Source organism: Streptomyces sp. W16 (genome assembly GCF_033194735.1).
In the GTDB taxonomy this organism is placed as follows: Bacteria; Actinomycetota; Actinomycetes; order Streptomycetales; family Streptomycetaceae; genus Streptomyces.
The window spans coordinates 1-5,671 of the sequence record NZ_JAWOAI010000582.1; the positions used below are offsets into that span (position 1 = coordinate 1).

At 70.7% G+C, this 5,671-nt stretch carries 8 protein-coding genes and 1 pseudogene; 2 read left to right on the top strand and 7 right to left on the bottom strand.

What is annotated here, in order from left to right; translation table 11 throughout:
• From R6V09_RS44355 to R6V09_RS44365, 3 genes and pseudogenes are all read right to left on the bottom strand, one after another.
• Positions 1-108, bottom strand: a pseudogene (locus R6V09_RS44355) (sortase-dependent protein); the annotation flags it as partial.
• A gap of 171 nt (positions 109-279) precedes the next feature.
• Entirely contained in the window at positions 280-639 is a 360-nt protein-coding gene (locus R6V09_RS44360) for a nuclear transport factor 2 family protein (RefSeq protein WP_317887157.1), read from the bottom strand.
• A gap of 122 nt (positions 640-761) precedes the next feature.
• Complete coding sequence (locus R6V09_RS44365) at positions 762-1,802, bottom strand: ABC transporter permease (protein ID WP_317887158.1); 1,041 nt, start codon at positions 1,800-1,802, stop codon at positions 762-764.
• Positions 1,803-1,880: 78 nt separating this feature from the next.
• Here R6V09_RS44365 and R6V09_RS44370 point away from each other — a divergent pair, with 78 nt between their 5' ends.
• Entirely contained in the window at positions 1,881-2,330 is a 450-nt protein-coding gene (locus R6V09_RS44370; protein ID WP_317887159.1) for a MarR family winged helix-turn-helix transcriptional regulator, read from the top strand.
• A gap of 64 nt (positions 2,331-2,394) precedes the next feature.
• A complete protein-coding gene (locus R6V09_RS44375; RefSeq protein ID WP_317887160.1) occupies positions 2,395-2,538 on the top strand; it encodes a hypothetical protein in 144 nt (47 codons plus the stop codon).
• 36 nt (positions 2,539-2,574) lie between these two features.
• On the opposite strand, the gene R6V09_RS44380 is transcribed toward R6V09_RS44375, so the two are convergent.
• The 4 genes from R6V09_RS44380 to R6V09_RS44395 all read right to left on the bottom strand — a co-directional run.
• Positions 2,575-2,796 (bottom strand): hypothetical protein, encoded by a 222-nt coding sequence (locus tag R6V09_RS44380; RefSeq protein WP_317887161.1) that lies wholly within the window; start codon positions 2,794-2,796, stop codon positions 2,575-2,577.
• A complete protein-coding gene (locus R6V09_RS44385; protein WP_317887162.1) occupies positions 2,797-3,987 on the bottom strand; it encodes a polyamine ABC transporter substrate-binding protein in 1,191 nt (396 codons plus the stop codon).
• Positions 3,988-4,096: 109 nt separating this feature from the next.
• The gene (locus tag R6V09_RS44390) at positions 4,097-5,305 is read right to left on the bottom strand and encodes a sensor histidine kinase (protein WP_317887163.1); all 1,209 of its coding nucleotides are present in this window, start codon (positions 5,303-5,305) and stop codon (positions 4,097-4,099) included.
• A partial coding sequence (locus R6V09_RS44395) for a winged helix-turn-helix domain-containing protein (protein WP_317887164.1) occupies positions 5,302-5,671 on the bottom strand: 370 nt, incomplete at its 5' end. The genes R6V09_RS44390 and R6V09_RS44395, both read right to left, overlap by 4 nt.

Consider the following 5,671-nt stretch of genomic DNA (forward strand, 5'->3'; position numbering starts at 1 on the left):
CGCGGCGCGGGTGGGCGACGCGGATGCCCCGTGGGCGAAGGCGGGCACGGTGCTCGCCAGTACGGCGCCGCACGCGAGTGCCATGGCGCTGAGGACAGTTCGGCGCATGAATCGCTCTCTCTCGTCGGCCGGCCCGCCGGGTCCGCCGGTGGTGCACCGGCGGGGCGGGTCACGGATCGAGCGGAGAGACGAGGCGGCGGGAGGGCGGGTTGTAAAGAGCGGGCAAAGTCCTGGATCCGTCCGGGACTTCACTCACCGCCACGCGCCGGACACGGGGGCTCAGGCGAAGAGCGGGGCCAGGTCGATGTAGACGCGGAAGTCGTCGATGAGGCCGGTCTCGTCGACGTGCCACATGGTGACGGCGGGGACGGTGACGGTGTCTCCGGTCAGCCGGAAGTAGTCGACCGTCTCCTCGATGATGGCGTCGGCCCCGGTGTACCACTCACGGACGACGGTGTGGCGCAGCCCCTTGATGGTGGTGAAGAAGCCGCCGATTCCGGCCGCTATCTCCTCGGGTCCGGTCATCGGTGCGTCGTTCCCGAAACGCATCCGGCCCTGTAAGGCGAACAGGCGGCTGAAGCCGACGGCGTCGGTCGCGTCGACCAGGGCGAGGACCTTGGCGGCGAACTCTGTGGGCATGGCGGGCTCCCTCAAGTCGAGACTCCGGTGATGGCACCGGCGCCCCGGTCCCGTCGTACGGCGTCGAGCCTAGTCCGCGCTATTCGGCTCTAGTCCGCGGCAAGGCAAGGGAGTTGACGGCTTCACGCGGGCTCGGCCGGCTGGGCGGCCGGAGTGCCGCGGCGGTAGACGTCCTTGAGGTAGAGGATCAGGGCGGCGCCGAGCACCCACACCGGGAGGATCACCAGGGCGCGGGTGAGGCCGTCGTTCTGGAAGCGGGACAGGCCCTGCATCGCGCGGACGCCGACACCGACCGGCAGGATCTCGGAGAGCGGGCGCAGCCAGCCGGGCAGGTAGGCCGCGGGCATGATGCCGCCGCTGCTGCTGTTGCCGAGGATCAGCATGAGGATCGAGGCGAGGCTGACGCCGGCCGAGCCGAACAGCCGCAGCAGCACCATGGTCGTACCGCCGACCGCCGCGCCCATCAGCGCGATGACCACGACGAGCGGCAGGAAGGAGCCGGGCAGCGCGCCGAAGCCGGTGCTTCCGGCGATGGTCGCGATCAGGAGGCCGCCGACGATGCCGAACAGGGCCAGGCTGGCCATCCGCCAGCGGTACTGGAGGCGGGGCGCGAGCTGGTAGGTGGTCATACCGAAGAGGTAGCCCGCGAGGACCAGGCCGAAGGCCGCGTAGAAGACGGAGAGGCCGCGGGTGTCGCCCGCCGCCGCCGGGGCCACGTCCTCGACCGCGAGTTCACGCTGTTCGGCGTGGGCCACCGAGCCGAAGGCGGTGGTCACGGTCGCGGTGACGGCGGCGCCGTTCGCGCTGCCGTAGAGGAGCTTGCCGTCGCCGAGGTAGACGGCGTAGACCTTCCTGTCCTGTACGGCGTTGCGGGCGGCGGACTCGTCGGGGTAGGTCTCGACGCTGAAGCCGCCCGGGGCGACGCGCTCCAGATCCTGGCTCAGGCGGGCCTGCGCGGTGCCTATCTCCGTTGTGCCGACGCGGAGTTGGTGCGGGCGCGGGGCGTGGAAGGCGGCGAGGTAGACGCTGACGAACACGGTGCCGATCAGCAGCACGACCGCGACGGGGAGCAGGACGGCGCGCGCGTTTCCGGGGCCGGGGGGTGGGTGGGCCACGTCCAGGGCGTGCTTGTGCGACGGTCGGGTGGCGACTTGCTGGGACATCGGGGGCGTCCTAGATTAGAAGGCAACTGATATTATTTGTACATCACAATCAGCTGCCTTACAAAAGAGGTCCACTCCGTGAAGCATCCCGACCGCCGTACCGGCTATGTGGCCTGGCAGATCGGCCAGATCATGGCGGCCCGGATGGAGCGCGCCCTGCGCCCGCTCCGGCTGACCCTCGCCCAGCACCGGGCCCTGATGCAGGCCGTGCTGGACCCGGGGGTCTCCAGCGCGACCGCGGCACGCCGGGCGGCGATCACCCCGCAGTCCATGGGTACGGCGGTCAACGGGCTGGTGGAGCGGGGGATGCTGGAGCGCCGGACCACCCCCGGCGACCGGCGCACCCAGCGCCTGCATGCCACCGAGGCCGGTGTGCGGCTCGCGGCACAGGCGGCCGAGACGGTGGACGCCGCCCACGCGGAGGCGCTTCAGGCCCTGACGCCGACGGAGCAGGAGCAGACGCACGCGCTGTTGCTCAAGCTGCTGGCGTCGCTGAATCCGTCGGCACTGGAGGGCGGCGAGTCGTAGCAGTCCGCTACTCCCACACCAACACGTTGCGCCGCACCGGCACTCAGCCGTACAGACCGGGCGGGTGCTGGCCGATCAGTTCATGGGTTCCGAGAGCGTGATCCAGGACCTGGAGCCGGCACTGCGCGAGGCGCTCACGGTGGGGCGCCACATCGAGGCCAGGGCCAGGCCGCAGGACGCCCGGGGCGAGCGGCGGACGGGAGCCTGAGTCCTGGCGGCGCACGCCGCCCGCGTCACCGCTCGCTCAGGCGCACGGAGCGATGATCTCCCAGTCCTTCACGGGATCTCCGGTCAGCAGGTACTCGCTCAAGTACCTGTCCGTGTCCTCGTGAAGGTCGTCCTCCAGCTCCCAGACGGACTCGCATTCCGGACACAGGAAGAACTTCTCGGCCGTGTCCTTGCGCTCGTAGCAGCGCACCCGGTCCTGGCCGCAGTGGGCGCAGGCAGCCTGTTCGGACGCGGTCACCTACAACCCCACGATCTTGTTCCACTCCTTCGCGAACTCCACCCGTTCCGTGGAGGTGATGTCGCGCGCGATCGCGAGATGCTTCCGCATCGTCGCGTCCGGGAAGATCAGGGGGTTCTCGGCCAGCTCGGCGGTGTCCTTGTCCTTGGAGGCTGCCAGGACGTCCTGGGCGGCGGGGACGGGGCAGACGTAGTTGACCCAGGCGGCGAGTTCGGCGGCGACCTCGGGGTCGTAGTAGTAGTCGATCAGTTTTTCGGCGTTGGTCTTGTGGCGGGCCAGGTCGGGGATCATCAGGGAGTCCGCCCAGAGTTCGGCGCCCTCCTCGGGGACGGCGAAGCGGATGTCCGGGTTGTCGGCCTGGAGCTGGATCACGTCGCCGGAGTACGCCTGACAGGCCAGGACGTCACCGCTGACCAGGTCCTTGGTGTAGTCGTTGCCGGTGAAGCGGCGGATCTGCTTCCTGCTGATCTGGGTCTGGACCTGGTCGCACACCTTGTGGAAGTCCGCGGCGGTCCACTTGGTGATGTCGACGCCGTTGCCCTGCATCAGCAGCGCGAACGCCTCGTCGAGGCCGGAGAGCAGGGTGACCCGGCCCTTCAGGTCGCTCGCCCACAGGTCGGAGACCTGCCGGATCTCGCGGCCGAGCTTGCGGTGGTTGTACGCGATGCCGGTGATGCCCGACTGCCACGGCACGGTGTACCGGCGGCCCGGGTCGAAGGCGGGCGAGCTGAGCTGCGGGTCGAGGTACTTCGCCACGTTGGGCTGCGCCGCCCGGTCCATCCGCTGCACCCAGCCGAGGCGGACGAACCGCGCGCACATCCAGTCGCTCATGACGATCAGGTCGCGGCCGGTCTGCTGGTGGTTCATGAGGGCCGGGCTGATCTTGCCGAAGAACTCGTCGTTGTCGTTGATCTCCTCGATGTAGTCGACGGAGATCCCGGTGCGCTTCTCGAAGGCGTCCAGCGTGGGCCGCTTCGTCTCGTCGTCGTCATCGGTGTCGATGTACAGCGGCCAGTTCGCCCAGGTCAGCCGCTTGTCCGTGGCGGACAGATCGGCACCGGCACGGTCGCTCGCCTTCACATAGGCGGCGGGCACACCGCACCCGGCGAGGGCGCCGAGCGCGGCGGCGGAGCCGACCGCGCGCAGCAGGGAGCGGCGGGAGGGCGAGTACGGCTTCGGGGTCTTGGGCACCCGCGCAGCATGACGTGCGAAGCCGTGTCCGTTCAATGGACGCTGCGTCGAGCGGGTCCCCGCGGACCCGACACCTTGTCGATCGGTTGGCTGTGAAGTAACCGCCTGTTCACACGACACGACCGCCCACCCCGACGGGCACCGAGGACAGCGGCAGGACGTACCTCGGCAAGCTCACCTCCACCACCAGCCCGCCCCGGGGACGCGTCCGCGCCCGCACCCCGCCACCGTGCGCCGCCACGACCGCCGCCACGATGGACATGCCGAGGCCGAGCCCCTCCCGCTTGTGGACGCGCTCCGCCCCCAGCCGCCGGAACGGCTCGAAGAGCCCCGCCGCCTGGTCGGCCGCGATCACCGGCCCACTGTTCTCGATCCGCAGCCCGGGCCGGCCCAGTGGGTCGAGCCCCGTCCATACACTCACCCAACTCCCCTCCCCCGAAGGGAGGTTGTGCCGTACGGCGTTGTCGGTCAGGTTGACGACCAGCCGCTCGATGAGCTGTGGATCACCGAGGACGGGAGCGGATTCGAGCCGGGCCTCGACGCGCAGGCCGGCGTCGCACAGGCCCGCGTCGGGCAGCCGGTCCCGTACGACCGCCGCGAGGTCGACGAACTCCCTTGCCTCCAGCCCCCGTTGACTGCGCGCCAGCGTCAACAGCGCCTCGATCAGCCGCTCCTGCTCCTGCCCGGCCGCCCGCACCCGGGCCAGCGCCGTGCGCAGCGTCTGCACCGAGGCGTCCGGGTCGGCGAGGGTGACGTCCACGATGGCCTGCTGGAGCGTGAGCGGGGTGCGCAGTTCGTGCGAGGCGTTGGCGACGAACTGCTTCTGCGCCTCGAACGCGCCCTCCAGCCGCGCCAGTACGGCGTCGAAGGTGTCCGCCATCGCCTTCAACTCGTCGTCGGGGCCGGGCACCGCGAGCCGCGCGTGCAGGTTGTCGGCGGAGATCCGGCGGGCGGAGGCCGTCATCGTGCGCAGCGGCGACAGCACCCGGCCGGCCATCAGCCAGCCCAGCGCGAGCGAGGCCACGGTCATCACGGCGAGCGCGACGACGGCGTAGACGACCAGCTGGTGCAGCTGGTCGCTGCGGGCGGCCTCGGCGACGGCGGTGAGCGTCGGCGCGGTCAAGGCGGGCTCGCCGCTGACCACTTGGGTGTTCCCGCCGGAGGTGGCGGACACGCCCACGGTGGCGTGGGCGAGCAGGTACACGAAGGTCAGCAGGAGCGCGCCGGCCGCCACGAACAGCGCGCCGTAGAGAAGGGTGAGGCGCCAGCGGACGGTGCGCGGTCCGTGCAGCCGCCGCGGCAGGGCCCACGCCCTCATCGGATGCGGTACCCCGCCCGGTCCACCGTCTCGACCAACTGCGGCTCCCCCAGTTTGCGGCGCAGTCTGCTGACGGTCACCTTCACGGTCTGGCTGAACGGATCGGCGGCCTCGTCCCATGCCCGCTCCAGGAGTTCCTCGGTGGACACGATCGTCCCCTGCGCGCCGAGAAGGAGTTCGAGTACGGCGAACTCCTTGGGGCTGAGCGGCAGTTGGCAGCCGGCCCGGGTGGCTTCCCGGCGCGCCGGGTCGAGCCGGAGTTCGCCGCGCACCAGGACCGGCGGCAGCGCGGGCTGCGCCCGACGGGCCAACGCCCTTATCCGGGCGACGAGTTCGGTGAACGCGAACGGCTTGGGCAGATAGTCG